Here is a 25082-nt window from a genome sequence, read left to right as displayed (position 1 = left end):
GGGGAGACACACAGTGGCCGTCATGGACCGCGTCCGTACCGTTTCGCAAGGCGAGCCCGCAGCCCCGGGGAAGCCGGGGGCCGCCGGGCTCGGCGTGCTCCTCGCCCTGCTCGCGACGGTCGTCTGGTCCGGCAGCTTCGTCGCCACCCGGGGGATGGCCGACAGCGTTCCCCCCGTCCAGGCCGTCTTCTGGCGCTGGATCATCGCCACCCTCGCGGTCGCCCCCTTCGCCGCCCGTCAGGCCTGGCAACAGCGGGCCCTGATCCGCAAGCACTTCGGCTTCATCGCCCTCGCCACCCTGTTCGGCGTCACCCTCTACAACACCCTCGTGCACCAGGCCGGACTGACCACATCCGCCTCCAACATGGGCATGATCATGGCCGCTTCGCCGGTCATCATGGCGGTGTACGCCCGTATCGGCGGTGAACGGCTCGGCGCCCGGCGTACCTTCGGACTGCTGCTCGCCGCCTTCGGGGTGCTGCTGCTGGTCGGCGACGGCTCGATCGGCTTCGACTTCGGCGCCGGGGACCTGTGGATGTTCGGCGCGGCCCTCTCCTTCGCCACGTACAGCGCACTGCTCAAGCGCAAGCCCGCCGAACTGGGCGGCCTGGCCTTCCTGATCACCACCTTCGTACTCGGCGCGCTGATGCTGGCACCGGCCTACGCCGTCTCCGTCTCCGTCCAGGGCGGGTTCGAGATCACCGCCGGGACGGCCGGACCGCTGCTGTACGTCGGGGTGTTCTCCTCGGCCGTCGCCTTCTTCGCCTGGAACAAGGCGGTCTCGGTCATCGGCGCGGCCCGCGCCGGAGTCGTCTACTACCTCCAGCCGGTGTGCGTGGCGGTACTCGGCTTCCTGCTCATCGGCGAGGCGACCGGCCCGGCGCAACTGCTCTGCATGGCGCTCATCCTCGGCGGGGTGGGGCTGGGTGCCCGGCGGTAGGTTCGGCTCCATGACCGAGTGGGACATCAAGAAGCTGCGGATCCTGCGGACCCTCGCCGAACGGGGGACCGTGACCGCGACGGCCGAGGCGCTGCACATGACGCCCTCGGCCGTTTCGCAGCAGCTGACGAATCTCGCCCGGCAGCTGGGGGTGGTGCTGCTGGAGGCCCAGGGCCGCAGGGTCCGGCTCACCGACGCCGCACACCTCGTACTGCGGCACGTGGAGGCCGTGTTCGCCCAGCTGGAGCGGGCCGACGCGGAGCTGGCCGGGTACCTCGCCGGGGACGCGGGGGAGGTGCGGATCGGGGCCTTCTCCACGGCCGTGCCGGTACTGGTGGTACCGGCGGTGGCGGCGCTGCGGCGCAGCCACCCCCAGGTGGAGGTCCGGGTACGGGAAACCGAGGCGGCGGAGTCGTACGAGCTGCTCTCCGCGGGGGCGGTGGACGTGGCGCTGTCGCTGGCGGCCCATGCCCCGACCGCGCGGGACCCGCGGTTCACCCGGATGACGTTGCTGGAGGACCCGCTCGACGTGGCCCTGCCGCCGGGCCATCCGCTGGCGGCCGTTCCGGTACTGCGGCTGGCGGACCTGTCGGGGGACCCGTGGATCTACGGGGGCAGCGGGCCGTGGCAGGAGATCGCGCGAACGGCGTGCGAAGCGGCGGGGTTCGTGCCGGAGCAGGCGCACGCGGCGTCCGGGTGGACCGCGATCCTGGCGATGGTGGAAGCCGGGATGGGCGTGGCCCTGGTCCCGAGGATGGTGTCGAGCCGGGCCTCGGGGGTCACGGTCCGGGTCCTGACCCATGACCGGCCCACGCGGCACGTCATCGCGGCGGTCCGCCGTGGCGGCGAGGCCGCGCCCGCGGTGGCGCACGTCCTGACGGCCCTGCGGGCCGTCGCCGCCGGACGGGGTTAGCCGGGCCGCGCCCGACCCGCTGCGCGGAGCCGTTCCCCTACCCGCCCTTCCCCCGTTCCCCGAGCTCCGCCCGGCCCCGCGCCTCAATCGCCGGCGCGGCTCAAACCCCTGGGGCTCCGCCCCAGACCCCGCGCCTCAAACGCCGGCGGGGCTGGGTTCGGCTTCGCCTCGCCCCCGTGCTCAGGGGCCGGCGGGGCTGGGTTTGTTTCGCCCCGGGTCCCGCGTCTCGAACGCCGGCGGGGCTGGGTTTGGTGCCGCGCCTGCGGGACGGTCTTGCTCCCGTGGGTGCGAGACCCGCCGGAGGGGCAGTCCCTCCGGCGGGGGTGGGGCAGGGCCCCGGAGGCGCCTAGGCGCGAGCGGCAGCGGCAGCGGCGGAATCCGCGGCCTGGGCCTTCAGCGCGCGCTCGACGCCCGCGCGGGACTCCGAGACCAGACGGCGCAGGGCCGCGTTCGGCTCGGCCGAGGCCAGCCACGCGTCCGTCGCCGCCAGGGTCTCCTCGGAGACCAGCAGGGACGGGTACAGGCCCACCGCGATCTGCTGCGCGATCTCGTGGCTGCGGGTGTCCCAGACCTCCTTGACCGCCGCGAAGTACTTCTCGGAGTACGGGGCCAGCAGCTCGCGCTGATCGGTCTGGACGAAGCCCCCGATCACCGCCTCCTGCACCGCGTTCGGCAGGTCGGCGGACTCCACCACCGAGGCCCACGCCTCGGCCTTGGCCTCCGCCGTCGGGCGCGCGGCCCGGGCGGTCGCCGCGTGGCGCTCGCCCGCCGCCGTGGAATCCCGCTCCAGCTCGGCCGCGATGGCCGCCTCACCGGCGACACCGGTCGCGGCGAGACGCTCCAGGAACGTCCAGCGCAGCTCGGTGTCGACGACCAGGCCCTCGATCTCGGCCGCGCCGTCCAGCAGCGCCGACAGGTAGGTCAGCTGACCCTCGGTGCGGGCCGTGGCCGCGAAGGCACGCGCCCACGCCAGCTGGTGGTCGCTGCCCGGCTCGGCCGCCCGCAGGTGCTCCAGCGTGGCCTCGGTCCAGGTCGCCAGGCCCTCCTCGCGCCATGCAGGGTCGGCGTACAGGTCGATGGCCAGCTTCACCTGACGGTGCAGCGACTGGACGACACCGATGTCGGACTCCTTGCCGATCCCCGAGAGGACCAGCGCGAGGTAGTCGCGGGTGGCGAGCTCGCCGTCCCGCGTCATGTCCCAGGCCGACGCCCAGCACAGCGCGCGCGGCAGGGACTCGGTGAAGTCGCCGAGGTGCGCGGTGACGTTGGCGAGGGAGACCTCGTCAAGGCGGACCTTCGCGTACGACAGGTCGTCGTCGTTGAGCAGCACCACGGTCGGGCGGGTGCGGCCCACGAGCTCCGGCACCGCCGTCAGCGCGCCGTCGATGTCCAGCTCGATCCGGTCGGTGCGCACGAGGCGGCCGTCCTGGAGCTCGTACAGGCCGACCGCGATCCGGTGCGGACGCAGGACCGGCTCGCCCTTCGCGCCCGCCGGCAGGGCCGGGGCCTCCTGGCGGATGGCGAAGGCGGTGATGACGCCGGCGTCGTCGGTGGTGACCTCGGGCCGCAGGACGTTGATGCCGGCCGTCTCCAGCCACGCCTTCGACCAGGCGGCCAGGTCGCGGCCCGAGGTCTCCTCCAGGGCGCCCAGCAGGTCGGACAGGCGCGTGTTCCCGAACGCGTGCACCTTGAAGTACGCCTGCACGCCCTTGAAGAAGGCGTCCATGCCGACGTAGGCGACGAGCTGCTTGAGCACCGAGGCGCCCTTGGCGTACGTGATGCCGTCGAAGTTGACCAGGACGTCGTCCAGGTCACGGATGTCCGCCATGATCGGGTGGGTGGACGGCAGCTGGTCCTGCCGGTACGCCCAGGTCTTCATGGAGTTGGCGAAGGTGGTCCACGCGTGCGGCCACTTCGAGCCCTCCGCGTAGGCCTGGCAGGCGATGGAGGTGTAGGTGGCGAACGACTCGTTCAGCCACAGGTCGTTCCACCACTCCATGGTCACCAGGTCGCCGAACCACATGTGGGCGAGCTCGTGCAGGATGGTCTCCGCGCGCACCTCGTACGCCGCGTCCGTCACCTTCGAGCGGAAGACGTACTGGTCGCGGATGGTGACCGCGCCCGCGTTCTCCATGGCGCCCGCGTTGAACTCCGGGACGAAGAGCTGGTCGTACTTGGCGAACGGGTAGTCGTACGCGAACTTGTCCTGGAACCAGTCGAAGCCCTGCCGGGTCACGTCGAAGATCGCGTCGGCGTCGAGGAACTCGGCGAGCGAGGGCCGGCAGTAGATGCCGAGCGGCACGGACTGCCCGTCCTTGCCCTCGTAGGAGCTGTGGACCGCGTGGTACGGGCCGACGATCAGCGCGGTGATGTACGAGGAGATGCGCGGGGTCGGCTCGAAGGCCCACACCCGGTCCTTGGGCTCGGCCCCCTGCGAAATGTCGCGCGGCGAGTTCGAGATGACCGTCCAGCCCTCGGGGGCCGTCACGGTGAACTGGAACGTGGCCTTCAGGTCGGGCTGCTCGAAGCTGGCGAAGACCCGCCGCGCGTCCGGCACCTCGAACTGGGTGTACAGGTAAGCCTGCTGGTCGACCGGGTCGACGAAGCGGTGCAGGCCCTCGCCGGTGTTGGTGTACGCGCAGTCCGCGACGACCCGGAGCTCGTTCGCCCCGGCCGCGAGACCCGCCAGCGCGATGCGGGAGTCCCGGAAGACGCCCGCTACGTCCAGCGCCTTGCCGTTCAGGACGACCTCGTGCACGGCCGGGGCGACCAGGTCGATGAAGGTCTCGGCCCCGGCCTCGGCCGACTGGAAGCGCACGGTGGTCACGGACGGGTACGTGCCGCCCTCCTGCGCGCCGCTGAGATCGAGTTCGATCTCGTAGGAGTCGACGGTCAGCAGCTTCGCCCGCTGCTGAGCCTCTTCACGGGTGAGATTCGTGCCTGGCACGCGTTCATCTCCTTCGATGGTGACGGTGCCAGCCATCTTTCCACGAGGCCCGGGCCACCGCCTCGGAGTAACCCACAGGCGAACGCGAGGTCGGAAACCCGCCGGACACGGCAGCCGCCGACGGGGACGCTGGAGGGCATGAGCATCAGACATCAGGTGAGGCCCATCGGGGCGGCGGCGCTCGAGGAGCTCCGCGCACGTGACGACGCGGGGCGTGACTGCGTCCCGTACACCGACGACGAGGGCGGCGCGCCGCTGCGGTGCTGCCTGCGGCCGAGCGCGGCCGGTGAGCGCATCGCGCTCGTCGCGTACGCACCACTGCGGCGGTGGGCCGCCGAAACCGGCGCGGATCCGGGCGCGTACGACGAACAGGGGCCCGTCTTCCTCCACGCCGAGGACTGCGGCGGGCCCGCGGAGGGCGGGGCGTACCCGTTCGCCCGGCCGGGCGTGCGGCGTACCGCCCGGCGGTACAGCGCCCGGGGGCACATCCTCGGCGGCCGGGTGCTCGACCTCGGCGACGACCCGGACGGGGTGCTCGGGCAGGCCCTGGACGAGGCCTTCGACGACCCGGAGGTCGCCCTCGTGCACGTCCGGGCCGCCGAGTTCGGCTGCTTCCAGTTCGAGGTGCGCAGGCCGTGACACGGCTGGGGGGCGGCACCGTCGCGGTGCCGCCCCCCAGCCGTGCGAGCGGTTGTCAGCCGCGCAGCTCCTCGGCGACGAGCTCCGCGATCTGGACCGCGTTCAGGGCCGCGCCCTTGCGCAGGTTGTCGTTCGAGAGGAACAGCGCGAGGCCGTTCTCGACCGTCTCGTCGGCGCGGATGCGGCCCACGTACGAGGCGTCCTTGCCGGCGGCCTGGAGCGGGGTCGGGATCTCCGACAGCTCGACGCCCGGAGCGTCCTTCAGCAGCTCGTAGGCGCGCTCGACGCTGATCGGGCGGTCGAAGCGGGCGTTGATCTGGAGGGAGTGGCCGGAGAAGACCGGCACGCGCACGCAGGTGCCCGACACCTTGAGCTCCGGGATCTCCAGGATCTTGCGGGACTCGTTGCGGAGCTTCTGCTCCTCGTCGGTCTCGAAGGAGCCGTCGTCCACGATCGAGCCGGCGAGCGGGACGACGTTGTAGGCGATGGGCCGCTTGTAGACGGCCGGCTCCGGGAAGTCCACCGCGCCGCCGTCGAAGGTCAGCTGGTCGGCGGCCTCGGACACCGCGCAGGCCTGCGACTTGAGCTCGGCGACACCGGCCAGGCCCGAGCCCGACACGGCCTGGTAGGTGGTGGCGATCAGCGCGGACAGGCCCGCCTCGGCGTGCAGCGGGCGCAGCACCGGCATGGCGGCCATCGTCGTGCAGTTCGGGTTCGCGATGATGCCCTTGGGGCGGTTCCTGACCGCGTGCGGGTTGACCTCGGAGACGACCAGGGGGACCTCGGGGTGGCCGCGCCAGGCGGAGGAGTTGTCGATCACGACGGCGCCCTGCGAGGCGACCTTCTCGGCGAGGGCCCGGGAGGTGGCGCCGCCCGCGGAGAAGAGCACGATGTCCAGGCCGGAGTAGTCGGCCGTCGAGGCGTCCTCGATGGTGATCTCCTGGCCCTCCCATTCGAGGGTGGAGCCCGCGGAACGGGCCGAGGCGAACAGCCGCAGCTCGTCCACCGGGAACTTCCGCTCGGCGAGGATGCCGCGCATGACTCCGCCGACCTGTCCGGTGGCTCCGACGATTCCGACCCTCACGGTGACTCCTTCTGGTACCTACGACGCGGGCGCGCGTGAGGCCATCATGCGTTCGACCCCACGAGCCTTGTCCAATCCATTGTCCGAGGAACGGACGGTGTCCGGAATGTGAACCCCCGTGGCGAGTCCGCGGCGGGGATGCCGCGCGCCCCGCGAACACCCGTTTTGCCAGGTCAGAGCTGTTTGGTGCGGGAAAAAGCCGAAGGGCCGGTGCTCTGAGGAGCACCGGCCCTTCGGTTTCGTACTGCGGGTTTCGTACTACGGCAGGACCTTCTCGATCTTCACGCTGCCGGTGCCGGCGGCGGTGCCGCGTGCGTTGAGCAGGTGGACCTGGCCGAAGAAGCGCCGGCCCTCGGGGGCCGCGCTGTTGACCAGGACGTTCGCCGAGACCTGCGCGGTGGCGCCGTTGGCGAGGTTCACCGCGGCGGCCTCGTCGACCTGGACGGAGCCCAGGGCGGCCGAGAAGTACACGTCGCGGTAGTCGTACGTGGTGGAGCCCGACGGGATCGCGTAGCCGAACACCTTGATGGTGTAGGTGCCCGCGGCCGGGTTGGCCAGGCTCACGGCCTCCTCGGAGTCGCCGTCGGCGGAGGAGCCGACCTTGACGCCGTCCTTGTAGACCTCGAGGTCGAGGTCGGCGGCGGTGTCGGACACCTTGCCGATCTGGATGTCGAGGCTGGAGACGCCCTCACCGATGGTGACCTCGGTGGTCTGGGTCTCACCGGCGGCGATGGTCGGCGTGGTGACCTTCGCGGTGCCGAGCGGGCCGCCCTTGAGCTTGCCGCCGGAGATGGCCGCGCCGGCGTTCTTGACGTTCCACTGGACCGCCGCCGGGGTGCCGATCTTGACCTCGGACAGGGTCGTGACCTCGGGGTCGAAGGCCGCGCCGAGCACGGAGACGTCCAGCTTGAACGGGTTGTCGAGCAGCGGCGACGTACGGCGCGACTCGACCTCGATCTCCCAGACGCCCGGCTGCGGGTCGGCGTACGAGCGCAGGTCGGGGCGGCACGTGTTCGCCGGGTTGTCGTAGTTCGGGTAGCACTGGGTCGTCGCGCTGTCCTCGACGCCCACACCGTACGGGTGGATCGAGATGAAGCGCGTCTGGCTGCCCGCCGCGAGACCGCCGAGGGCGACCTCGAGGGTCTTCGCGCCCGCCGGGACGGTCACGAAGTACGACTTGTGGCTGTTGCGCTGCACGGAGGAGGTGTCCGACAGCGTGAACGACGGGGCCGCCAGCGGGGTCGCCGCGACGACGGTCGTCAGGATCTGCTTGTCGATGCCCTCGGTGGTCTCGTCGTCCAGCTGCAGGATGCCGCTGTGGACGCCGCCCGACTTGGCGTTGGCCTCGACCTTGATGGTGACGGGCTTGTTCAGCGGCAGCGTGACGTAGTCGTAGCCGCCGATGACCTTGAAGGTGCCGTCGTTGTTGCGCCAGCTCAGGTTGTGCCGGGTGCCGTACTTGACGCCCGTGGTGCGGGTGACGACGACGTCGTAGACCTTCTTCTGGCCGACCTTGAGGCCGCCCTCGCGGTCGTAGACGCCGGTGCCGAAGCCCGGGGTCTTCAGGAACTGGTCGATCGCGGTGTCGACCGGTGCCTTGACGGTGAACTCGTTGGCCTTCGCGCCGCGCTGGATGGACTCCCACGCGTCGACGATGTTGATCAGGCCCGAGCCCTGGGCGTGCGCCGGGACGTCGGCGATCTTCTTCGCGGTGCTGGTGAGCGCCACGCGCAGGCTCGCCGGGGTCAGCGCGATGTGCTGCTGCTTGGCGGCCGAGATCAGCAGGGCGCTGGCGCCCGCCGCCTGCGGCGAGGACATCGAGGTGCCCTGGAGCATGCCGTAACCGGCCGGCAGGTTGTAGCCGGCCTCCTTCACCGGGGCGCCGGGCAGCCAGGTCTGGATCGTGTTGATCGAGGCGCCGGGGGCGGTGATGGTCGGGGTGAACCCGCCGTCCTCACGCGGACCGCGCGAGGAGAAGGGGAACATGTTGTACTTCTTCGTCACGCCGGAGCCGTAGTTGGCGGCCCAGGTCTCCTGGGAGACCGCGGCGCCCACGGAGATGACCTTGTCCGCGAGGCCGGGGTCGCCGATGGTGTTGACACCGGGGCCCTCGTTGCCCGCCGAGATGACGAGCTGGACACCGTAGGTGTCGATGAGGTTCTTGTAGAGCTCGGAGCGCGCGTTGTTGCCGTCGTTCAGCGCCGGGAGGCCGCCGATCGACATGTTGATGATGTCGACGCCGCGGTTGACGACGAGGTCGATCATGCCCTCGGTCAGCGCGATGTTGGTGCAGCCGCCGGACCAGGTGCAGGCGCGCGAGGAGACGATCTTCGCGCCGGGCGCCTCGCCGTTCATCTTGCCGCCGAACAGGCTGTTGGCGGCGGTGATGCCGGCGACGTGCGTGCCGTGCTCGGACTCGATGATGCCGACGTTGACGAAGTCGGCCTTCTTGCCGACCCAGTCACCGCCCAGCGGGTCCATCGGGACGTCCTTGCGGATCTCGATCACGAACGGGATGCGCTCGGCGACGTCGGTCGCCGGGTTGTCCGTGCCGAAGTAGCCGATCTGGTAGCCGTCCTTGTACGGCTTCATCGGCTCGTTGTTCGTGAAGTCGCCGTCCTGGTCGGTGTCGACGCGGACGGTGCCGGCGGCGACGTCGTAGAGCAGGCCGAACCGGTCGGTGGTGTCCCCGTCCCGGTTGACGTCGCCCTTCATGTCACCGTTGGCGGTGATCGACTCGCTGAAGCGGCTCCACTGGAAGCTGCCCTCGGGGGCCTTCCAGCTCTGGCCGCCCGCCGTGAAGGCGCCGCCGGCGGACGTGACCGGGGTGATCTGGGCGCGCCAGGTGGCGTCGCCGTCGGCGATCGGGTCGGTCGCCGTCACCCAGTCGACGATCTTGCGCTCGCCGGTGGTGGTCTTCTGCAGGGCCGGGTGGCTGACGTCGACGCCCGAGTCCAGGATGCCGATGGTCACGCCGCGGCCGTCGGCCTGCGGGTTCTTCGCGACGAAGTCGACCGCGCCCGTCTCGAAGGACGGGTTGTACGGGTTCTTCGCCGGGGTGTTCTTGTCCGGCGCCGCGTACGTCTCGGCGGCGGTCTTCTTGACCGCGCCCGACTCGCCGTGGGTGTCGGGGCGCGGGTCCGGCAGCTGGATCTCGTGCCGCAGGTCGATGCCGTGCACCGAGGACAGCTTGGCGGCCGCCTTGAGCGCGACCTCCGCCTTGCCGGTGGGCAGGGTGGCGCGGACGTAACCGAGCTTGTCGTACGTCTGGCCCACCGAGGCGCCCTGGACGGCGTCGAGCTGGTCGGCCACCTGCTTGGTCTGGCCGGGGGCCGTCGCGACCATGACGGTGACGGTCGCGTCACCCTTGGCCTTGGCCTCCTGGAGCAGCTCGGCGTCGGCCGAACCGATCTTCTGATCGGCGGACTTCACCGCCGGGCTGGCGCCCGGGTTGTCGGCGCCCGAGGCGGCGAACACGGGCGCGGCGCCGGTGGCCGCGAGGGCGGCGACCAGGCCGGCCGCGGCCGCGACGCGCGCCGCGCGTCTGGCCCCGGGTATGGAGCTAGGGGATTCGAGGGTCATCAGCATCCCTGGTAAGTGAAAGAAACGGTCCGGATTTCGGTGCCGGATGACCGGTCAGCTTTCCTCACGCGACAGCTCTTTGGGGAGGCTTGTCATTGACCGAGACCTGCCATGGCGGACTCTCGCCAGTGCGGGGTATCCGCCAACGCGGCCGTACCGGGGCAGACGGGGGTGAACCCAGTGGGCTGATGAGTTGATTTGTAGACTTCCCGACTGCACGTCAGGACTGGACCTGAGCTCCGCTCGGGATCCGGTGTGACAACTTCCGGGTTTTCAGCGCTCGCGCGTGCGCGCGTAGTGGCGGGAGGCTTTCGCCCGGTTTCCGCAGGCGGCCATCGAGCACCAGCGCCGGGTGCCGTTGCGCGAAGTGTCGTGGAAGTGCAGGACGCAGGTCTCGGAGGCGCACGCGCGGATCCGGTCGGGTGCGGAGTCCAGCAGTTCCAGGTAGTTCCGCGCGGCCGTCCAGGCGGGACCCCAGGTCCGGTCGTCGAACTCGGTCCGCTCGCCCGGGCCTTCGGCGGTCAGGGTGGCTCGGATCCGGCCGTGCTCCAGTACCGCGTCGACCAGGGCGCGCGCGCTCTCGTCGGCCGGGTCCGCCACCGCGCGGGCCAGTGCCTCGCGGGCGGTCAGCAGGTGGACGAGGGTCGGGGCGTCCGCGCGGAAGCGGCCGGCCAGGCCGGTGCTCTCCAGCCAGACCGCGAGCCCCTCGACCCGGCTCAGCCCGAAGGCCCCGGCGAAGAGGTCGGTGATCTCACCCTCCCGCATCCAGCGCGTGTTCAGCAGGTCGAGCGCGACCGGCTCCCCGGTCAGGGGTCGTGGGTCCGCCGCCGTCATGTCCGCCTCCTGGTGCCGCTAACCACTCAAGACTACGTGACCGGTTGACGATGTCTCCCATAACCTTTAACCGCGATTTAGAAGGTTAGAACATGAGACATCCTCTGGGGAAAGGACCGTCATGACGGCCGCCATCAGCACCCTCCGCACCGGCCACGTGGGCCTGAACGTCACCGACCTGGACCGCTCGCTCGCGTTCTACCGCGACGCCCTCGGCTTCCAGGTGCTCGGCGAAGGCAAGGAGGAGGAGCGCCGCTTCGCCTTCCTCGGCCAGGACGGCGAGCTCGTCCTGACCCTCTGGCAGCAGGCCGACCGCGCGTTCGCCCCGGCCGCCGCCGGTCTGCACCACCTGGCATTCTCGGCCGGCGCCATCGAGGAGGTGCGGGAGTACGAGGAGCGGCTGCGGGCGAGGGGAGTCGACTTCGCGTACGAGGGAGTGGTCGCCCACAGGGAGGGCGCCGCCTCCGGCGGGATCTTCTTCCACGACCCCGACGGCACCCGCCTGGAGGTCTTCGTCCCCAGCGGTGCCGAGGGCGCTGAAGCTCCCACATCCGGGGCTCCGACCTGCGGGTTCTTCTAATGGGCGGGGCATACCACCGGGGTTCGCTGGCCGTGCAGGAACGGGTCGGCGTACGGGAGCTCGCCGAGCACGTGGGCCGCTCGATCGGCACCGGCATCCGGGACGTCGCCGCGGCCTTCCTGGGGCTCCAGCCGCACCTGGTCGTCGGCGCCGCCGACGGTGCGGGACGGATGTGGGCCTCCATGCTCACGGGGGCACCGGGCTTCGTGCGGGCCACCGGGCCGGACCGGATCACGGTCGCCGGCGGACTACCGGCCGGTGACCCCCTCGCGGAGGCGCTCGCCACCGCCGGGACCCGGGTCGGCACCCTCGCGCTCGACCCGCGCACCCGGCGCAGGATGCGGCTGAACGGAACCCTCGAAGTCACCGGGCACGGGTTCGCCGTGCAGGCCGAGCAGGTGTTCGCGAACTGCCCCAAGTACCTGCAGAAACGGCAGCCGCTGGACCTGGCGGCAGAGGGAGGCGGTGTCGTGCGGCGCGGGGAGGCGCTCACCCCGGGCCAGCAGCGGGCGCTCCGCGCGGCCGACACCTTCTTCGTGGCCACCACGGCGGAGGCGGACGGGGCCGACGCCAGCCACCGGGGCGGCCTGCCGGGATTCGTCGAGGTGCTCTCGCCGGTGGAGCTGGCCTGGCCGGACTATGCGGGCAACGCCATGTTCCTGACGCTGGGGAACCTGGCGGCCGATCCGCGGGCCGGGCTGCTCTTTCCGGACTGGGAGAGCGGTGCGGTGCTCCAGCTCAGTGGCCGGGCGGAGACCGAGTTCGGGGCCGACGGGGAGCGGAGCGTCCGCTTCCATGTGGACTCGGTGGTGGAGAGCGTGCATCCGGGGCGGCTGCGGTGGAGCGCCCCGGAGTACTCCCCGGCCAATCCGCCGCTGCCGCCTCACCTGGGGAGCACGACCAGATAGGCGGCGGGCTCGCGGTCGCCGGACGCCGTCAGCGCGGTCCGGACCACCGACGCCTGCTGCTCGGGCCAGTCGCAGAGCTTGCGCGGGGTGATGTGGATGACGGTCACCCCGAGCCGCTCCAGCGTCTCCCGCTTGCGCACGCACTCGGACCACTGCTCGTCCTCGCCCTGGCGCGGGGCGCGGGTGTCGATCTCCACGGCGACGGAGTGCTCGGGCCAGTAGGCGTCGACCCCGCCGAGGTGCGGGCCGCCGGGCAGTCGCAGGTCCACGTTCCACACGGGCTCCGGCAGGTCGTGGCCCCGTACGAGGTGGTAGAGCCGGTCCTCGGCCATGGCCCGGCCCTCGGCGAGCAGCGACTCGACGGCGTCGACCACGTGCGGGCGGTTCAGCAGCCGGGCCACCGTCAGCTCCCTTACGACGGCGGAGGGTTCGCAGTGCCCGCCGCGGACGGCCTCGCTGAGCAGGCGGCGTACGGTGCCGGAGTCGGACAGCTGGCCGACGGCGTCGGCGACGGCCCGCGCGACGGGGGCCACCGGCAGGCCCGTCACCTCCTGGGGGCGCGGCGGGGTGTGCGAGCGGACGATGCGCACGTCCCCGGTGGAGCGCAGCCGGCGGGTGCCGGGCACGAGCACGTCGATGTGGGAGAGGGCGAGCAGCGGGGGCGTGGAGGCGAAGCGGTGCAGCGCGAGCGCCGCCATTCCGGTGATCATGGCCTCGCCGCCGCGCCGTCCTGCGTAGAGCAGCGCGGCGTGCAGCCGCTCCTCGCTGGTCGCGGGCCCGGAGTGGAGGAGGAACACCCCGGGCAGGATCTGCTGCCAGGGCCGCTCGGCCGCGTCGGAGGCGGTGACGCCGTGCTCGCGCAGCTGGGCGAGGGTCAGCACGCGGGGGCGGCTGCCGGTGAGGTGGGTGAGGGGGAGGGGTGCGTTGTGGTTCATGACGCGGTGATTCCCTCAGGCCATGGCCGCGCTAACCCCTGTTACACGCCCGTCGGCAAATCGGGACAAGCCGGGGCTAAAGTACGGGCGTTCGACTGCCGATGGGGTGCGCCCGTGCCGGGCGGTGCCGTTGCCGGGGGACGGGGGCCGGGGGACGGGGGCCGGGTCCGGGGCCGGCCCCGGAACCCCCGCGCCTCACACGCCTGACGGAGGTGGATCAGCCACGTCCAGCCCCGCCTGCGTGTGAGGCGCAGGGTCCGGGGCGGAACCCCGGCAGCAGACCCGCGGGCTAGTTACCCGCCGCCGCGTCGCAGGACTGGGCGCGCAGGGCGCGGGCCAGGTCGTCCCGGGACTCCAGGACCAGCCGGCGCAGGGCCGGCGGAGCCGAAGGGTGCGAAGACAGCCACTCGTCCGTCGCCGCGACCGTGGACGGCGAGTCCTGCAGCGCGGGGTACAGCCCCTTCACCACGTCCATGGCGATCTGGATCGACCGGTCCGCCCACACCTGCTCGATCACCGCGAAGTAGCGCTCGGTGTAAGCCGCCAGCAGCCCCCGCTGCGAGGACTGCTGCATCCCCGAGATCGTCGCCTCCACCAACGCGTTCGACAGCGCGTCCGACTCGACCACCGCCGCCCACGCCTGGTCCTTCACCGCCGCCGACGGCCTCGCCGCCAGGCACCGCACCTCGTGCCGCTTGCCCGACGCCGTGTCGTCCCGTGCCAGTTCGGCGGTGAGCACGCCTTCGTCCACCGCGCCGTGCGCGGTCAGCGGCAGCAGGAAGTCCCAGCGCAGCTCCTGGTCCACTTCCAGCCCGTCGATACGGGCCGTGCCGTCCAGCAGCCCCAGCAGCAGCTGGAAGTCGCCCTCCGTCGCCGCGCTCGCCGCGAAGAAGCGGGCCCAGGTCAGCTGGTGCTCCGAACCCGGCTCCGCCAGCCGCAGCTCGTGCAGCGCGCCCGCCGCCAGCTCCCGGCCGCCCTGCTCGCGCCAGTCCGGCGCCGCGTAGTGCTTGACCGCGGTCAGCGCCTGCGCGTGCAGCATCTGCAGCACGCCGACGTCCGTCTCCCGCCCCGCGTGCGCCAGCAGCAGCGAGACGAAGTCACGCGCGGGCATCAGCCCGTCCCGCGTCAGGTTCCACAGGGCCGACCAGCTCAGCGCCCGCGCCAGCGGATCGGTGAGGTCGCCCAGGTGCGCCCGCAGCGTGGCCAGCGAGGTCTCGTCGAAGCGGATCTTGCAGTACGTGAGGTCCTCGTCGTTGACCAGGACCAGGTCGGGCCGCTCCCGGCCCGCCAGTTCCGCGACCACGGTCCGCGCGCCCGACACGTCCGTCCCGGCCCGCGCGTAGCGGACCAGGGTGCCGTCGGACTCCAGCCGGTACAGGCCGACCGCGACCCGGTGGGGCCGCAGCTCGTCGCCCTCCTGGACCACGGCCAGCTCCGTCACGCGCCCTCCCGCGTCGCAGGTCACCACCGGGGTCAGCACGTTCACGCCCGCCGTCTGCAGCCAGGCGCGCGACCACTCGGCCATGTCCCGCCCGGAGACCTCCGCGAGCACCGACAGCAGGTCGTCCAGGGTCGTGTTCCCGTACGCGTTGGCCTTGAAGTAGCGCCGCGCGCCGTCCAAAAACGCCTCCCGCCCGACATAGGCGACCAGCTGCTTGAGGACCGCCGCGCCCTTGGCGTACGTGATCCCGTCGAAGTTCAGCTTCGCGTCCTCCAGGTCACGGATGTCGGCCGTGACCGGGTGCGTGGACGGCAGCTGGTCGGCGCGGTAGGCCCACGCCTTGCGGCTGTTGGCGAAGGTGACCCACGCCTGGTCGAAGCGGGTGGCCTCCACCAGCCCGAAGGAGCCCATGAAGTCCGCGAAGGACTCCTTCAGCCACAGGTCGTCCCACCACTTCATGGTGACCAGGTCGCCGAACCACATGTGCGCCATCTCGTGCAGGATCACGTTCGCGCGCCGCTCGTACGAGGCCTGCGTGACCTTGCCGCGGAAGATGTACTCCTCCCGGAAGGTCACCATCCCCGGGTTCTCCATCGCGCCCAGGTTGTACTCCGGCACGAAGGCCTGGTCGTACTTGCCGAAGGGGTACGGGTAGTCGAACAGCTCGTGGAAGAGGTCGAAACCCTGCTTGGTGACCAGGAAGACGTCGTCCGCGTCGAAGTGCTTCGCCAGCCCCTTGCGGCACATCGCGCCGAGCGGGATCGTCAGGTCCCCGCGCGTGTAGGAGTCCGTCACGTAGTGGTACGGGCCCGCGACCACGCACGTGATGTACGTGGAGATCGGCTGGGTCTCGGCGAACCGCCAGACCCCGGCCTCCCGGGACTCCTCCGCGCCGTTGCTCCACACCTGCCAGCCCTCGGGCGCGGTCACCTCGAAGCGGTACGGCGCCTTCAGGTCGGGCTGCTCGAAGTTCGCGTACACCCGCCGGGCGTCCGCGGGCTCGTACTGGGTGTAGAGGTAGACCTCGCCGTCCTCCGGGTCCACGAAGCGGTGCATGCCCTCGCCCGTCCGGCTGTACGCGCAGTTCGCGTCCACCACCAGGACGTTCTCGGCGGCCAGGCCGTCCAGGGCGATCCGCGCCCCGTCGAAGACGGCGGACACGTCCAGCGGGCGCCCGTTGAGGGTCACGGAGTTCACCGATGGGGCGATCAGGTCCGCGAAGGTGGAGCCGCCGGCCGCGGCCCGGAAACGGATGGTCGTCACTGAACGGAAGGTCCGGGGACCCTCGGCCGGTTCGGCCTCGTCCACCGCGGACCTGACGTCGAGGACCACCTCGTACCCGTCGACGGACAGCAGTTCGGCCCGCTCGCGGGCCTCGTCGCGGGACAGATTCTCTCCGGGCACCTGCACTCCTTCGTGCGTGATCGCGTTCTTGTGAAGAATCCTCCCACGGGGAATGTGCGCGACTCCTGCCTGGTTGGCGACGTGGAAGGCGAGCCGGTGGCGCCTTTTTCCGGTTGAGGACCAGGACTGAGGAGAGACATGACCGACACCCAGGTGCGCGAGAAGACCCCGGTCGACTTCTGGTTCGACCCGCTCTGCCCTTGGGCCTGGATGACGTCGCGATGGATGGTGGAGGTCGAGAAGGTCCGCGACGTGGAGGTCCGCTGGCACGTGATGAGCCTGGCCGTCCTCAACGAGAACAAGCTCGACGAGCTGCCCGAGGTCTACCGCGAGCTGCTCGGCCCCAAGGGCTGGGCCCCCGTACGCGTGGTGATAGCCGCCCAGCAGAAGCACGGTGCGGAGATCACCGGCAAGCTGTACACCGCGCTCGGCACCCGCATCCACAACGACGACCTGGGCCCGACCCGCGAGGTCATCGCCGCCGCGCTGGAGGAGGTCGGCCTGCCGGCCGAGCTGCTCGCCTACGCCGATTCCGACGAGTACGACGAGGTGCTGCGCGCCTCGCACAACAACGGCATCGACCGCGTCGGTCAGGAGGTCGGCACCCCGGTGATCTCCGTACCCGGCGCCGACGGCGCCGACGTGGCCTTCTTCGGCCCGGTCGTCACCCCGACCCCGCGCGGCGAGGCGGCCGCCCGGCTGTGGGACGGCACCCTGCTCGTCGCCTCCACCCCCGGGTTCTACGAGATCAAGCGCACCCGCACCGAGGGCCCCTCCTTCGAGTAGTCCGGGAGAGTGCGCGGACGCGGAAGGCCCCCTTGAGTCACGTCCTCAAGGGGGCCTTCCGGTGGACACGCCCGCACGCGAAAGTTGAGAAGACGATCACGGGGCGGACGGGCTTACGGGGTGCTGATCAGCCCTTGGCGGGGATCAGCAGCGGGGTGTTCGCCTTGGCGTCGGCGTAGCGCCCGGCCACGTCCTGCCAGTTGACGACGTTCCACATCGCCTCGATGAAGTCCACCTTCTGGTTCTTGTACTGCAGGTAGAAGGCGTGCTCCCAGGCGTCGAAGACCAGGATCGGCACGGAGGCCTGGCCCACGTTGCCCTGGTGGTCGTAGACCTGCTCGACGATCAGGCGGCCGCTGAGGGGCTCGTACGCGAGCACGCCCCAGCCGGAGCCCTGCGTCGCGGAGGACGCGAAGGTCAGCTGCTTCTTGAACGCCGCGAAGGAGCCGAAGGACTCGGTGATCGCGGCCGGAAGCTCGCCCAGGCCGTCCTTCTCGTCGGGGATGCCGCCACCGTCGCCGGTCTTCGGGCTGGCCATGTTGTGCCAGTAGATGCTGTGCAGGATGTGGCCGGAGAGGTGGAAGGCGAGGTTCTTCTCCAGGCCGTTCAGTGCGCCCCAGTTCTCCTTGTCGCGCGCCTCCGCCAGCTGCTCCAGCGTGGTGTTGGCGCCCGCGACGTAGGCCGCGTGGTGCTTGTCGTGGTGCAGCTCGATGATCTGCGGGTTGATCACCGGCTCCAGCGCCGCGTAGTCGTACGGAAGCTCAGGAAGCGTGTAGATGGCCATGCGTGTGTCCGGTCCCCTCGGCGTGCCAATCGCTTGTTGCGACTAATGCGCAACTGCACGCTAGCAGTATCTATTCAGCGGCTCACGTAAGGGTTGCCTTCTGACGGGATCTCCGGGACCTCCGGGATCTCCGGGACGTCCGGGATCTCCGGGACGTCCGGGATCTCCGGGACCTCCGGGAGGGCGCGGGAACGTCGGAGGCCGGGCCCGTGCGATCACACGGGCCCGGCCTCCGACGTGCCGTCGGGCGGTGGTGTCACATCGCTTCGCACGCCGCGGCCCGGCGTTGGAGCGCACGCTTCTGCATCACCGAGCCGGTCGCCGCGAGGGCGACGGTCAGACCGCCGGGAAGACCACCTGGGTACGGGTGTCCTCGCCCAGGGCCATCAGCACCAGCACCCCGGCCACTGCGGCCAGCGCCACCCAGGTCAGGTACGGGAAGCCCCACATCCGCACGACCAGCTTGCCGGGAGCCCCGCGCTCCAGCCGGCGGCGCAGCACCAACTGCGAGACGGCGATGAACCCCCAGACGACGAGGACGACCCCGCCGACCATGTTCAGCAGCCAGGCGAAGAGGGTGTCCGGGTGCCAGTAGGACAGCAGCACGGTGACGAAGCCGAAGCCGGAGGAGGCGAGCACGGCCCGGCGCGGCACGCGGCCGGTGACCTTGCCCAGCGCCTTCGGGCCCTGGCCGCGGGAGACGAGGGAGTGGGCCATGCGCGAGGAGCCGTAGATGTTGGCGTTCATCGCGGACAGCAGGGCGACCAGGATGACCACGTTCATGATCTGGCCGGCGGCAGGGATGCCCAGGTGGTCCAGGGTGGCGGCGTACGGGCCGTCGGCGGTGACCGCAGGGTCGTTCCACGGGAGCAGGGTCACGATCACCAGCATGGAGCCGACGTAGACGATCGCGACCCGCCACATCGTGGTCTTCACGGCCCTGGCCACGCCCTTGACGGGGTCGTCGGACTCGGCGGCCGCGATGGTCACCGTCTCCAGTCCGCCGTACGCGACGACCGAGGCCAGCAGCCCGACCAGCAGGCCGTCCACCCCGTTGGGCAGGAAGCCGCCGTCGTGCATCAGGTTGGCGGCGCCGGGGGAGCCGGTGCCGGGCAGCACACCCAGGACGGCCAGCACGCCCAGGCCCAGGAAGAGCCCGATGGCCCCGATCTTGAGGGCGGCGAACCAGAACTCGAACTCGCCGAAGTTCGAGACGGCCGCCAGGTTGGACCCGCAGAAGACCGCCATGAAGACCAGCACCCACATCCAGGAAGGGGTGCCCGGGAACCAGCCGGTCATGATGTGCGCCGCGCCGATGGCCTCGATGGCCACCCCCACGCACAGCAGCGTCCAGAACATCCAGCCGGCGGTGAACCCGGCCCAGGGGCCGATGGCCCGCTCGGCGTGGACGGAGAAGGAGCCGGAGGCCGGGTCGGCGGCGGACATCTCGCCGAGCATCCGCATCACGCACATCACCAGCAGCCCGGAGGCGGCGTACGCCAGCACGATGGAGGGGCCCGCGGCGGCGATACCGGCGCCGGAGCCGACGAAGAGTCCGGCGCCGATGACACCGCCGAGGGCGATCATCGAGAGGTGGCGCTGCTTGAGCCCGTTGCCGAGGGGGGATCCGGTGTCGGTCTGCCGCGGGTCGGGGGGTGTCAGGGTGCTCTGGCGCATTGAGGGTGTGCCTGTCCGGTGTGCGGTGGGACGTGATGAGCTGCCCCAGTCTCATCCCTGTCCGATCTTCGGATGGTTGATGTCCGGTATGCGGACGTCCGGATGACCGGCCGTGATCGTCCCCGTACGCTGCCGACAGGACGCGGCTGACGCGACGACAGGGGAACCGGTGGGCGACCGAATGGACCACGGCGTACGGGAATTGGCCGCAACGGACCGGGGGGTGCTCGTCACCGGGGCCTCCCGGGGGATCGGGCGGGCCATCGCCACCGCCTTCGCCGAGCAGGGCGACCGGGTCGCGGTGCACTGCACGGCCCGACAGGCGGACGTCGAGCGGACCCTCGCGGACCTGCCGGGCGAGGGCCACGTACTGGTCACCGGCGACCTCGGCGACCCGGCCCGCGTGGAAGCCCTCGCCGCCGAGACCGAGGAGGCGCTCGGCGGCATCGACGTCCTCGTGAACAACGCCGCCGTGATGCTCGCGCACCCGCTGCCCACGACCTCGTACGCCGACTGGCAGGAGGCGTGGCGGCAGACGGCCGCCGTGAACCTCTTCGCCCCGGCCAACCTCTCCCACTGCGTCGCCCGCCGCATGATTGCCGGCCGGCGGGAGGGCCGCGTCGTCAACATCGGCTCGCGCGGGGCGTTCCGGGGGGAGCCCGACCACCCCGCCTACGGAGCCACCAAGGCGGCCCTGCACGCGCTCGGTCAGTCGCTCGCCGTCTCCCTGGCCCCGCACGGCATCGCCGTGGCCTCCGTGGCGCCTGGCTTCGTGGCCACCGAGCGCGTCGCCGGGCGGCTCGAAGGGGAGGAGGGCGAGCGGATCCGCGCGCAGAGCCCCTTCGGCCGGGTCGGCACGCCGCAGGAGGTCGCCGCCGCCGTGCTGTACCTGGCCTCGCCCGCCGCGCGCTGGAGCTCGGGCACCGTTCTCGACGTCAACGGTGCCTCTTACCTGCGCACCTGACGCGCGAAGCCCCCCGCCGGGTGCGCGGGGGGCTTCGCACGGTTCGTGGGCCGCGGCGGGTCAGGACTTCGGGGTGCGCCGCTCCCGGACGAAGGCCACCACGAGGACAAGGGCGGCCGCGCCGGACGACCACAGCAGCTGCGGCCGGGCCGAGTCGTCGAACAGCATGAGGAGCAGCACCGTCGCCATGCCCAGCAACGCGAACCACGTCGCGTACGGGAACAGCCACATCGGCAACGTCAGACGCTCCGGCATGTCCCGCTCGATCACGCGGCGCAGCCTCAGCTGCGAGACGGCGATCAGCGCCCACACGAACAGCAGCACCGCACCGACCGCGTTGAGCATGTAGAGGAAGATCGTGTCCGGCCACAGCAGGTTCAGCACCACCGACACGAACCCGAAGGCCACCGAGGCGAACACCGCTCGGCGCGGCACCCCGCCGCCCGAGACCTTCAGCAGCGCCTTCGGCGCCTCGCCGCGCTCGGCCAGCGAGAACACCATGCGCGAGGACCCGTACAGGTTCGCGTTGAGCGCCGAGAGCAGCGCCACGAACACCACGATGTTCATGATCTGGCCGGCCGCCGGGATGCCGATCGAGTCGAGGACGGCCACGTACGGGCTCTCGCCCGGCTTCAGCGAGTCCCACGGCAGCAGGGTCACGATGATCAGCATCGAGCCGACGTAGAAGAAGAGGATGCGCCACACCGCGCTGCGCACGGCGCGGGCCACGGACCGGGCCGGGTCGTCCGACTCGGCGGCCGCGATGGTGACGACCTCGAGGCCGCCGAAGGCGAAGACGACCGCGAGCATGCCGGCGACGACCCCGCCGATGCCGGCCGGGAAGAAGCCGCCGTGGCCGGTGAGGTTGGCCGTGCCGACCGGGTCGGTGTCGGGCAGCACGCCGAAGACGGCGAGGGTGCCGAGGATCAGGAACAGCACGATCGCGCCGACCTTCAGGGCGGCGAACCAGAACTCGAACTCGCCGAAGTTCCGCACGGCCGTCAGGTTGGTCGCGGTGAAGACCACCATGAAGATCAGCACCCAGACCCACTGGTCGACCGACGGCACCCAGCCGTTCGCGATCTTCGCGGCGCCGGTCGCCTCCACGGCGAGCACCACGACCAGCAGGAACCAGTACAGCCAGCCCGCCGAGAATCCGGCCCAGCGGCCCAGGGCCTTCTCCGCGTACACCGAGAAGGAGCCGGACGCGGGCATGGCGGCCGACATCTCGCCGAGCGCCCGCATCACCAGCATCGCGAGCACGCCCGCGAGCAGGTACGAGCAGATGATCGCCGGACCGGCGATGCCGATGCCGGCGCCGGAGCCGACGAAGAGCCCGGCGCCGATCACGCCGCCGAGGCCCAGCATGGTCAGGTGGCGCTGCTTGAGGCTGTGACTGAGGGGTTCGGCGGGCAGGTCGCCCGTCAGGGGAGGTGCTTCGGGCAGGCGGTCGCGCATGAGGGGTGCTCGTACTCTCGTTCGGCCCAGCGGCGGTAGAGGCTCCGCATCAGGATTGGCGGGACCCTACAGTCTCACCGGGCGGCGGCCTTCCGTGCAAAACGGATGTGCTGTCGGATCTGCCCCGTGACGCGGATCACGCCGACGGGGGTGTGGGGCAGGGTCTTTGTGCGGTCTCCACCAAACCGGGGAGTATGCCTTTGTGTCGGGCAGCGGTGGGGCGGCGCCGCGCCGCGGACTAACGTCGGTGATCGTCCTGTCATCACGATCTTCCGGAGCCTCCGATGAGCACCGCTTCCGTCTCCTTCCGGCCCGGCGCCGTCCTCGCCGATCTGCTGCCCGCGAGCCGCGTCCGCGACATCGCGCTCGTCGCCGGCGGAGCCGCGCTCACCGGGCTCGCCGCGCAGATCGCCGTGCCCGTCCCCGGCTCCCCGGTCCCGGTCACCGGTCAGACCTTCGCGGCGCTGCTCGTAGGCACCGCGTTCGGCGCCCGCCGCGGCTTCCTCGCGCTCGCGCTGTACGCCCTCCTCGGCACGGCCGGCGTGCCGTGGTTCGCGGATGGCACCTCCGGAGCGGGCGGCGCCTCCTTCGGGTACGTGCTCGGCATGCTGCTCGCCGCCACCCTCGCCGGAGCCTTCGCGCAGCGCGGTGCCGACCGCTCGGTGGCGCGTACGGCGGGCACGATGGTGCTCAGCTCCGCGGTGATCTACGCGGTGGGCGTGCCGTACCTGATGGCCGCCACCGGCATGTCCCTGAGCGCCGCCGTCGCGGCGGGCCTGACCCCGTTCCTGATCGGCGACGCGCTCAAGGCCGCCCTGGCGATGGGCGCCCTGCCGGCCGCCTGGAAGCTGGCGGGCCGCCGCGGCTGAGCCGTCCCCGAAATGACCGGAGCCCGGCCCGCCTGTGAGGCGTGCCGGGCTCCGTCGTACGTACGCGACCAGGGGTCAGCCCTGCAGTGCGGCCCGCTTGCGGCGGAAGTCCAGCACCACGCCGACGGCCACGACCAGGCCGGCGACCAGGGTGGACAGGGTGACCACCTCGCGGTTGGCGTCGTCCACGAACATGTAGCCGATCACGAACGTGATCAGTGCGGCGGTGGCCCAGGTCAGCCACGGGAACAGCCACATCTTCACGGTCAGCTTCTCCGGGGCCTCGCGGACCAGGATCCCGCGCATCCTCAGCTGGGTGAAGCAGATGACCAGCCACACGAAGAGTGCGATGGCGCCGGAGGAGTTCAGCAGGAAGTTGAAGACCGTGTCCTTGAAGGCGTAGTTGAAGTAGACGGCGACGAAGCCGAAGACCGTGGAGCCCAGGATCGCGGCCACCGGAACGCCCCGGGAGTTGACCTTGGCGAACGCCTTCGGGGCGTCGCCGCGCTCACCGAGCGAGAAGGCCATGCGGGAGGCGGTGTAGAGGCCCGAGTTCAGGCAGGACAGCACGGCGGTCAGGACGATGACCTCCATGATCGTGCCGGCGTGCGCGATGCCGATCGAGTCCAGGGCGGCGACGTACGAGCCCTTCTCGGTGATCGACTTGTCGTTCCAGGGGAGTAGCGTCAGCACGATGAAGATCGAGCCGAGGTAGAAGACGCCGATCCGCCAGATGACGGAGTTGGTGGCCTGGGTGACCGCCTTGCGGGGGTTCTCCGACTCGCCGGCCGCCAGCGTGACGATCTCGCTGCCCATGAAGGAGAAGACGACCATCAGCACGCCCGTGAGGACGGCGCCGTAGCCGTTGGGGAAGAAGCCGCCCGCGTCGGTCAGGTGGGCGAAGCCCGCACCCGGGTTGTCGGAGCCCGGCAGCACGCCGAAGACGGCCAGCATGCCGATGATCACGAAGGCGCCGATGGCGACGACCTTGATGCCCGCGAACCAGAACTCGAACTCGCCGTAGGAGGCCACGGAGCCGAGGTTGGTGGCGGTCAGGACCGCCATCACGATCAGGGCCCAGGCCCACTGCGGGACGGCCGGGATCCAGCCCTCCAGGATCGAGGCACCGGCGGTGGCCTCCACGGCCAGGACCACGACCCAGAAGAACCAGTACAGCCAGCCGATGGAGAAGCCGGCCCAGCGGCCGAGCGCGCGGTCCGCGTAGGCGGAGAAGGAGCCCGAGTTCGGGCTGGCGGCGGCCATCTCGCCCAGCATCCGCATCACGAAGACGACCATCGCGCCGACCAGCGCGTAGGAGATCAGGATGGCGGGGCCGGCCTTGGCGATGCCGCCACCGGAACCGACGAAGAGGCCGGCGCCGATGACGCCGCCGATGGCGATCATGGACAGGTGGCGGTTCTTGAGACCGGCCTTCAGACCGTCGGAGGGCTGACCGTCACCGGTGTTGCCGGCGGGGTCGCCTTCCTTCTGAAGGGTCGTCGTGGAGCTCATGGACGGATCCTTAGGTTCTCGGGTTGCGAGCCCCGGCATTCAAACCTGAGATGAACGCAGGGCGGAAGACCCCAATCCGGATCGTTGCGTAGGGACGAACGTCCAGGACCTTCGTCCCCCTGTCCCATCTGCGCTCTTTGGGTTTACTTGAGCTTTAGAAGTGACTTACGCGACACCCGCTGCGGGCCGCCGGGCCCCCTCGTGCCACACTCGTCCCATGCGCGTGTACCTCGGATCCGACCATGCCGGCTTTGAGCTCAAGAACCACCTGGTGGACTGGCTCAAGAACAACGGCCACGAGCCCGTCGACTGTGGGCCCCACATCTACGACGCGGTGGACGACTACCCGCCGTTCTGCCTCCGCGCCGCGGAGAAGACCGCCGCGGACGCCGAGAGCCTCGGCATCGTGATCGGCGGCTCGGGCAACGGCGAGCAGATCGCCGCGAACAAGGTCAAGGGCGTCCGCGCCATCCTCGCCTGGAGCGTGGAGACCGCGAAGCTCGGCCGCGAGCACAACAACGCCAACGTGATCTCCGTCGGCGGCCGGATGCACACGCAGGACGAGGCCGTCAGCTTCATCAAGGCTTTCCTGGCGACCCCGTACTCCGACGAGGAGCGCCACACGCGCCGCATCGACATGCTCTCCGCCTACGAGCAGACCGGCGAGCTGCCCCCGATCCCGGCCCACCACCCGCAGGGCTGATTCCGCTTCCGGCCGTGCCGCCCCCGGGGGCGGCACGGCCGGGGTGATTGGTGTTGGCAGTTGGCAGTTGTGAGTAACAAGTAAACAGTCAGGAGTTTAGTCCGAGGAGCCTAGGCGCGTTC

General features: G+C 71.1%; 18 protein-coding genes and 1 pseudogene. 9 read left to right on the top strand and 10 right to left on the bottom strand.

Annotated features, from left to right (window positions below; translation table 11 throughout):
- Window positions 1–22: 22 nt before the first annotated feature.
- Together AB0D48_RS07295 and AB0D48_RS07290 are read left to right on the top strand one after the other, a co-directional pair.
- A complete protein-coding gene (locus tag AB0D48_RS07295; protein ID WP_362391763.1) occupies window positions 23–940 on the top strand; it encodes an EamA family transporter in 918 nt (305 codons plus the stop codon).
- A gap of 10 nt (window positions 941–950) precedes the next feature.
- The gene (locus tag AB0D48_RS07290; protein WP_362391761.1) at window positions 951–1853 is read left to right on the top strand and encodes a LysR family transcriptional regulator; all 903 of its coding nucleotides are present in this window, start codon (window positions 951–953) and stop codon (window positions 1851–1853) included.
- A 346-nt stretch (window positions 1854–2199) separates the two neighbouring features.
- Here AB0D48_RS07290 and pepN (AB0D48_RS07285) read toward each other — a convergent pair whose 3' ends face one another.
- The gene (pepN, locus tag AB0D48_RS07285; RefSeq protein WP_362391759.1) at window positions 2200–4800 is read right to left on the bottom strand and encodes an aminopeptidase N; all 2601 of its coding nucleotides are present in this window, start codon (window positions 4798–4800) and stop codon (window positions 2200–2202) included.
- 138 nt (window positions 4801–4938) lie between these two features.
- Between pepN (AB0D48_RS07285) and AB0D48_RS07280 the strand changes: the two genes are divergently transcribed.
- Complete coding sequence (locus AB0D48_RS07280) at window positions 4939–5439, top strand: DUF1203 domain-containing protein (protein WP_362391757.1); 501 nt, start codon at window positions 4939–4941, stop codon at window positions 5437–5439.
- Window positions 5440–5494: 55 nt separating this feature from the next.
- On the opposite strand, the gene AB0D48_RS07275 is transcribed toward AB0D48_RS07280, so the two are convergent.
- The 3 genes from AB0D48_RS07275 to AB0D48_RS07265 all read right to left on the bottom strand — a co-directional run bounded on the left by AB0D48_RS07275 (window position 5495) and on the right by AB0D48_RS07265 (window position 10939).
- Complete coding sequence (locus AB0D48_RS07275; protein ID WP_362391755.1) at window positions 5495–6523, bottom strand: aspartate-semialdehyde dehydrogenase; 1029 nt, start codon at window positions 6521–6523, stop codon at window positions 5495–5497.
- Between the two features lie 258 nt (window positions 6524–6781).
- The gene (locus AB0D48_RS07270; protein WP_362391753.1) at window positions 6782–10105 is read right to left on the bottom strand and encodes a S8 family serine peptidase; all 3324 of its coding nucleotides are present in this window, start codon (window positions 10103–10105) and stop codon (window positions 6782–6784) included.
- Window positions 10106–10378: 273 nt separating this feature from the next.
- A complete protein-coding gene (locus tag AB0D48_RS07265) occupies window positions 10379–10939 on the bottom strand; it encodes a CGNR zinc finger domain-containing protein (protein WP_362391751.1) in 561 nt (186 codons plus the stop codon).
- A gap of 121 nt (window positions 10940–11060) precedes the next feature.
- Here AB0D48_RS07265 and AB0D48_RS07260 point away from each other — a divergent pair, with 121 nt between their 5' ends.
- Together AB0D48_RS07260 and AB0D48_RS07255 are read left to right on the top strand one after the other, a co-directional pair.
- Window positions 11061–11519, top strand: coding sequence for a VOC family protein (locus AB0D48_RS07260; protein WP_362391749.1), 459 nt, complete (start codon window positions 11061–11063; stop codon window positions 11517–11519).
- Entirely contained in the window at window positions 11519–12427 is a 909-nt protein-coding gene (locus AB0D48_RS07255) for a pyridoxamine 5'-phosphate oxidase family protein (RefSeq protein WP_362391747.1), read from the top strand. Before AB0D48_RS07260 ends, AB0D48_RS07255 begins: the two co-directional genes overlap by 1 nt.
- Here AB0D48_RS07255 and AB0D48_RS07250 read toward each other — a convergent pair.
- Window positions 12403–13362, bottom strand: coding sequence for a hypothetical protein (locus tag AB0D48_RS07250; protein ID WP_362391745.1), 960 nt, complete (start codon window positions 13360–13362; stop codon window positions 12403–12405). The two genes, AB0D48_RS07255 and AB0D48_RS07250, sit on opposite strands and share 25 nt — an antisense overlap.
- A gap of 289 nt (window positions 13363–13651) precedes the next feature.
- Entirely contained in the window at window positions 13652–16207 is a 2556-nt protein-coding gene (pepN, locus tag AB0D48_RS07245; RefSeq protein WP_362391743.1) for an aminopeptidase N, read from the bottom strand.
- Between the two features lie 138 nt (window positions 16208–16345).
- Here pepN (AB0D48_RS07245) and AB0D48_RS07240 point away from each other — a divergent pair, with 138 nt between their 5' ends.
- A complete protein-coding gene (locus AB0D48_RS07240) occupies window positions 16346–16993 on the top strand; it encodes a DsbA family protein (RefSeq protein WP_362391740.1) in 648 nt (215 codons plus the stop codon).
- Window positions 16994–17120: 127 nt separating this feature from the next.
- Here the strand turns inward: AB0D48_RS07240 and AB0D48_RS07235 are convergent, their stop codons facing one another.
- On the bottom strand, window positions 17121–17777 hold the full coding sequence (locus AB0D48_RS07235) for a superoxide dismutase (protein ID WP_362391738.1): 657 nt from the start codon (window positions 17775–17777) through the stop codon (window positions 17121–17123).
- Window positions 17778–18033: 256 nt separating this feature from the next.
- A pseudogene (locus AB0D48_RS07230) lies at window positions 18034–19454 on the bottom strand (amino acid permease).
- 181 nt (window positions 19455–19635) lie between these two features.
- On the opposite strand from AB0D48_RS07230, the gene AB0D48_RS07225 reads away from it, so the two are divergent.
- Window positions 19636–20418: an SDR family oxidoreductase gene (locus AB0D48_RS07225; RefSeq protein ID WP_362392274.1), complete on the top strand. Its 783-nt coding sequence runs from the start codon at window positions 19636–19638 to the stop codon at window positions 20416–20418.
- Window positions 20419–20478: 60 nt separating this feature from the next.
- Here the strand turns inward: AB0D48_RS07225 and AB0D48_RS07220 are convergent, their stop codons facing one another.
- On the bottom strand, window positions 20479–21876 hold the full coding sequence (locus AB0D48_RS07220; protein ID WP_362391736.1) for an amino acid permease: 1398 nt from the start codon (window positions 21874–21876) through the stop codon (window positions 20479–20481).
- A 284-nt stretch (window positions 21877–22160) separates the two neighbouring features.
- Between AB0D48_RS07220 and AB0D48_RS07215 the strand changes: the two genes are divergently transcribed.
- On the top strand, window positions 22161–22745 hold the full coding sequence (locus tag AB0D48_RS07215) for a biotin transporter BioY (RefSeq protein ID WP_362391734.1): 585 nt from the start codon (window positions 22161–22163) through the stop codon (window positions 22743–22745).
- Window positions 22746–22820: 75 nt separating this feature from the next.
- Here the strand turns inward: AB0D48_RS07215 and AB0D48_RS07210 are convergent, their stop codons facing one another.
- Entirely contained in the window at window positions 22821–24257 is a 1437-nt protein-coding gene (locus tag AB0D48_RS07210) for an amino acid permease (protein WP_362391732.1), read from the bottom strand.
- 217 nt (window positions 24258–24474) lie between these two features.
- Between AB0D48_RS07210 and AB0D48_RS07205 the strand changes: the two genes are divergently transcribed.
- Window positions 24475–24960 carry a ribose-5-phosphate isomerase gene (locus tag AB0D48_RS07205; protein WP_362391730.1) on the top strand — a complete coding sequence of 162 codons (486 nt, stop codon included), beginning with the start codon at window positions 24475–24477 and terminating at the stop codon, window positions 24958–24960.
- The last annotated feature ends 122 nt before the right edge of the window (window positions 24961–25082 follow it).

The sequence above is a fragment of the Streptomyces sp. NPDC048269 genome (genome assembly GCF_040652395.1).
In the GTDB taxonomy this organism is placed as follows: domain Bacteria; phylum Actinomycetota; class Actinomycetes; order Streptomycetales; family Streptomycetaceae; genus Streptomyces.
Note: the sequence above shows the minus strand (reverse complement) of the source record. Positions and strands in the feature narration are given on the sequence as shown.

What these genes read in the sequence shown, in the direction of transcription:
- AB0D48_RS07295 (WP_362391763.1), top strand. Translation starts at nt 23, where the DNA reads ATGGACCGCGTCCGTACCGTTTCGCAAGGCGAGCCCGCAGCCCCGGGG.
- AB0D48_RS07290 (WP_362391761.1), top strand. Translation starts at nt 951, where the DNA reads ATGACCGAGTGGGACATCAAGAAGCTGCGGATCCTGCGGACCCTCGCC.
- AB0D48_RS07280 (WP_362391757.1), top strand. Translation starts at nt 4,939, where the DNA reads ATGAGCATCAGACATCAGGTGAGGCCCATCGGGGCGGCGGCGCTCGAG.
- AB0D48_RS07270 (WP_362391753.1), bottom strand. Translation starts at nt 10,105, where the DNA reads ATGACCCTCGAATCCCCTAGCTCCATACCCGGGGCCAGACGCGCGGCG.
- AB0D48_RS07265 (WP_362391751.1), bottom strand. Translation starts at nt 10,939, where the DNA reads ATGACGGCGGCGGACCCACGACCCCTGACCGGGGAGCCGGTCGCGCTC.
- AB0D48_RS07260 (WP_362391749.1), top strand. Translation starts at nt 11,061, where the DNA reads ATGACGGCCGCCATCAGCACCCTCCGCACCGGCCACGTGGGCCTGAAC.
- AB0D48_RS07255 (WP_362391747.1), top strand. Translation starts at nt 11,519, where the DNA reads ATGGGCGGGGCATACCACCGGGGTTCGCTGGCCGTGCAGGAACGGGTC.
- AB0D48_RS07250 (WP_362391745.1), bottom strand. Translation starts at nt 13,362, where the DNA reads ATGAACCACAACGCACCCCTCCCCCTCACCCACCTCACCGGCAGCCGC.
- AB0D48_RS07240 (WP_362391740.1), top strand. Translation starts at nt 16,346, where the DNA reads ATGACCGACACCCAGGTGCGCGAGAAGACCCCGGTCGACTTCTGGTTC.
- AB0D48_RS07235 (WP_362391738.1), bottom strand. Translation starts at nt 17,777, where the DNA reads ATGGCCATCTACACGCTTCCTGAGCTTCCGTACGACTACGCGGCGCTG.
- AB0D48_RS07225 (WP_362392274.1), top strand. Translation starts at nt 19,636, where the DNA reads ATGGACCACGGCGTACGGGAATTGGCCGCAACGGACCGGGGGGTGCTC.
- AB0D48_RS07220 (WP_362391736.1), bottom strand. Translation starts at nt 21,876, where the DNA reads ATGCGCGACCGCCTGCCCGAAGCACCTCCCCTGACGGGCGACCTGCCC.
- AB0D48_RS07215 (WP_362391734.1), top strand. Translation starts at nt 22,161, where the DNA reads ATGAGCACCGCTTCCGTCTCCTTCCGGCCCGGCGCCGTCCTCGCCGAT.
- AB0D48_RS07210 (WP_362391732.1), bottom strand. Translation starts at nt 24,257, where the DNA reads ATGAGCTCCACGACGACCCTTCAGAAGGAAGGCGACCCCGCCGGCAAC.
- AB0D48_RS07205 (WP_362391730.1), top strand. Translation starts at nt 24,475, where the DNA reads ATGCGCGTGTACCTCGGATCCGACCATGCCGGCTTTGAGCTCAAGAAC.